Below are 3,771 nucleotides of genomic sequence, written 5' to 3' on the forward strand. Positions count from 1 at the left end.
CTCCGAGCGACCGAAACAACAGGCTAGGGGGTAGGCGTTGGCGGGCAACGGTTTACGACGGGCAATGGCGGTTGCGGTAGCGGGCTTGGCTCTGCTCGGCAACGCTGCCGGGGCGACGGTCGCGGCGCCACCGCCGCCTGAGCCGGTGGTGAGCATCGCGCTGCCCGCCCCGACCGGCCCGTCTGCGGTCGGGGTCACCGAGTGGCACCTGACCGATCCGGCCCGCACCGATCCCTGGACCGGCGCTGTCCGGGAGGTACTGGTCCAGATCTGGTACCCCGCCGACTCCGACAGCGGTGGTGAGCCCGCGCCGTGGATGCCGCCGGGCGGACGCGCGGAACAGGACGACTTCCTCGCCCAGCTCGGTGTCGAAGCGGGCACCTGGAGCCTCGCGCCGAGCCACAGCCGCTCCGACGTACCCGCCCGGCAGGGCGGCGGGATCCCGGTCGTGCTGAACTCGCCCGGGATGGGCGATGCCACCGGCTGGAGCACCGCCCAGGCCGAAGACCTGGCCAGCCACGGGTACGCCGTGGTCGCGCTCAACCACACCCACGAGGCCTACTCCGTACGGTTCCCCGACGGCCGCACCGCCGAGACCCGGGTGCCGCTGGACTCGCCACAAGAAGTTCTGCGCGATCTGCTGCTGCCCACCCGGGTCGCCGACACCCGCTTCGTCCTCGACCAACTCACCGCCGCGGCCACCGGCCAGCACGCCGCAGCCCTGCCGGACGGACTCGCGGAGAACCTGGACCTGTCGCGGGTGGCGATGTTCGGGCACTCGCTTGGCGGGTCGACCACGATCGGAGCCCTGCACGCCGACCCGCGGATCCGAACCGGGGTGAACCTCGACGGTCCCGTGCTCGGCCCGGCCGCCGAGGCCGGGATCGCCCAGCCGCTGCTGATGCTGGCCGGGGAGTTCTCCCCATGGTTCGGCCAGCCGGGATGGGAGCCGTACTGGGCCACCAACGCCGGGATCAAGGTGCCGTTGCGCGTGCTGGGCACCGAGCACATGTCCTTCTGTGACCAGCAGCTCATCCTGGCCCGCCTCGCCGAAGCAGGGCTCCTGGCCGGCGAGGTGCGGCAGAAGGCAGTCGGCGGCATCGACGCCAGCCGCTCCATCGAACTGCAGCGTACCTACCTGAGAACCTGGTTCGACGCCGTCTTCGGCCGCAGCGACCTCACAGCCGCCCTCACCAGCCTGGCCCAGCCCGAGGTCGTGCCCTACCCGTAGGCTGCCCGGTTCCCCGGCCGTACACACCCAAGGCGAAAGCCGTAACTCCGCAGGCAGATCCAACGCGCCGCCGACGCCGCCGCCCTGCTCACTGTCGAAGGCTCCATGGTGGGGAGCGGTGTGGAAGTAGCTGCCCCATGCGGCGGCGGTCTGCTCGGCAGGCATTTCGACGATGCCCTCGGTCTCCAGACACATGCTGTCCCTGTCCCTTCGGTGCTCACGATAGCCATCTCCGGCCCGGATCAAGGCGGGGATACAGACGAGGACCTGGACAACTGCTGTCCAGGTTCCCGTCGCGGTGAGGTCAGGTCGTGCGAGGGTCCGTTCGATGTCCTCGCCGGTGCTGGCCTCGACCGAGGACCTCGGCCGCCTGCGTCCGCTTGTCGCCGAGCGACCCGGGTAGCGCTACTGCCCATATGGCCCCTACCGGTTCCATCGCCCGGGGTCTGCAGGATGGCCGGGATAGGGCGGGGTCCGGGGTCAGAAGATGATGAGCAGCAACAGGAACGCGGCGGCCGCCGCGACCCACCACTTCCAATGCCGGGGCAGGATGCGGAGCTCGCCTGCCTCTTCCAACCGCCGGAGATAGGCGAGGGCGTCACGGTCGCGTTGAGTCAGCGGCCTCGGCCGGACCGGCACGAGCACCGGTTGCCGGCGCGGGCATGTCGGCATCAGGTGGTAGTCATCGACACACCACGCGTTCCAGCACCGGTAGTACGGCGGGGTGTAGGCCATGCCCGTGGCCACCATCTCTCTGTGAGGTCAGCTGGCCAGGTCGAGGAGGTCGAGCAGGTCGCGGGGCTGGCCGTCCTCGCTGTTGTCGGCCGGGAGTTCGAACAGCACCAGCGTCGGTGCCGCTGCGGCGGCTTCGGCGGCCCGCTGCTCGGCGCGCTCACGCATCGCGCATGTCGGGCCGATCCCTTGGGCGACCGATCGTGGTGACAGCAGCCAGCCTCGGCAGCGGCGGCAGTGCGCGACCAGCCGGACCGTGGGCCCGTCGTCGATGTCGGCCATCTCGTTCTCCCCTGCGACCGGCGTGGCTCTGCCCTTGCGATGCCCAGCCTGACACAACCGACCGACAACCAGCGCTGCAGTCGAAAGATCAACCGGCCGGTGTCGGGAATCGTGATACGGCGCGCTGGCGTGGCCGCAGCCATCTCGCGCTCCCGACGGGTGCCGCACGTTGGCGGTTCTCAAGAGTCCCTGTTGAGCAGGCCGGGGTCGGTGAAGAACGCCGTGGCTACAGGTGGGAGATCGAGTTCTTTACGGGCTGCGCTCAGGAAGTGCTCGAAGGCGCGGCGCACAAGAACCCGGTGCCGATTCCACTCTTGCTGGGTTACGAGTCGTTGCTGGAAGGCGCCGTCGTGCAATTCGCCGATCGCCTGGTCCAGCCGACTCGCGGCCAGGACGACTTCGGTCGAGCCGTGCAACCAGACCGATGCCAAGGCACTGTCCCATGCCGGGAAGATTCCGTCTTTGGTGTGCTCGATCAGCGCCTGAAGGCCATCGGCGTCCGATTCGGCCTGGGCTACCACGCGAATCGCTTCATAGGTTGCCTGGAACTGTTCGGCCAGGCGCTGATAGCACTCGGTCTTCTGGTCGCGGCGCCATCGCGTGGCTTCCGAGCGTGAATCCCAGAGGCGACCGACTGCGATCCCGAGCACGCCGGCCACAGCGGCCACAATTGCGGCAGTCACTGAACCGCCCCCCTTCTCCAACCGAACGCGGCTGGAACAGCCCATTTTATGGCCCGTCGTTCACCGAAGAGGCCTGTTCATCGAGGCGCGGCCACCCGCCACCCTCAAGCACCCGCCTAAGCAGCGAGCCACGCCTCTTGTGTCTCCGCGTCTTGTTCAGTGGCCGGTTGGGCCACCGGCGGGTGTCGGCCGGTACTTCGCTGTGCTCGAAGATGGGCGGCCCTCACCTACTTCTTCCGCTTGCGGGTGTGCCGGGTCGGCTTGGGTCGGCCAGTCGGTCGCGCTCCGGGCCTGGGTGCGGTGGCGGTTCGGTGTTCGGCCGCCTCACCGTGTTCGGTGGCATTTTCGCGGTCCATGCGGGCGAAGATGAGGTGCTGCTGGGCGTAGGTCCACAGGTTGTTGCTGACCCAGTAGAGAAGGATCGCGATCATCAGGATCGGCCCGGCGACGAGGACACCGAGCGGGAAGACCCAGAGTATCAGTTTGTTCATGATCGCCGACTGCGGGTTCGCCGCCGCGGCGGGGCTTTGCCGGGCGATCGAGGCGCGTGCGTTGAAATGGGTGGCCAGGGCGGCGATCACCATCAGCGGGATGGCGACTGCCGCGATCACCGCTACGTTGGGGACCCCGCCGTAGGAGGCGAAGGAGGCCAGTGCGCTTTCCGGGGTGGTGATCGCTACGGAAATGGGGGCGCCTAACAGGCGGGCGTGCAGGAAGGACTGCACGTCGGCGACGCTGAACAGGTAGTTGGGGGTGTTCGCGTTGGCTTCAACGCTCATGCCGAGTTGACCGAGCCCGGTGCCGGTCCGGTTGAACGACCGCAGGACATGGAACAGGCCGAGG

The 3,771-nt window shown here is 68.7% G+C and carries 5 protein-coding genes; 1 reads left to right on the forward strand and 4 read right to left on the reverse strand.

Annotated features, from left to right (window positions below):
• The first annotated feature begins 64 nt into the window (after positions 1-64).
• Entirely contained in the window at positions 65-1,231 is a 1,167-nt protein-coding gene (locus NS3_RS27995) for an alpha/beta hydrolase family protein (RefSeq protein ID WP_084496039.1), read from the forward strand.
• A gap of 480 nt (positions 1,232-1,711) precedes the next feature.
• On the opposite strand, the gene NS3_RS28000 is transcribed toward NS3_RS27995, so the two are convergent.
• The 4 genes from NS3_RS28000 to yidC form a co-directional block, all read right to left on the reverse strand.
• Positions 1,712-1,978, reverse strand: coding sequence for a hypothetical protein (locus NS3_RS28000; protein ID WP_157101590.1), 267 nt, complete (start codon positions 1,976-1,978; stop codon positions 1,712-1,714).
• A 15-nt stretch (positions 1,979-1,993) separates the two neighbouring features.
• Positions 1,994-2,245, reverse strand: coding sequence for a DUF6011 domain-containing protein (locus tag NS3_RS28005; RefSeq protein ID WP_067866040.1), 252 nt, complete (start codon positions 2,243-2,245; stop codon positions 1,994-1,996).
• 179 nt (positions 2,246-2,424) lie between these two features.
• Positions 2,425-2,904: a hypothetical protein gene (locus NS3_RS28010; protein WP_157101591.1), complete on the reverse strand. Its 480-nt coding sequence runs from the start codon at positions 2,902-2,904 to the stop codon at positions 2,425-2,427.
• 251 nt (positions 2,905-3,155) lie between these two features.
• The coding region (gene yidC, locus NS3_RS28015; RefSeq protein ID WP_084496041.1) for a membrane protein insertase YidC at positions 3,156-3,771 on the reverse strand (616 nt) is incomplete at its 5' end.

The sequence above is a fragment of the Nocardia shimofusensis NBRC 100134 genome (assembly GCF_001613125.1).
Classification (GTDB): domain Bacteria; phylum Actinomycetota; class Actinomycetes; order Mycobacteriales; family Mycobacteriaceae; genus Nocardia; species Nocardia shimofusensis.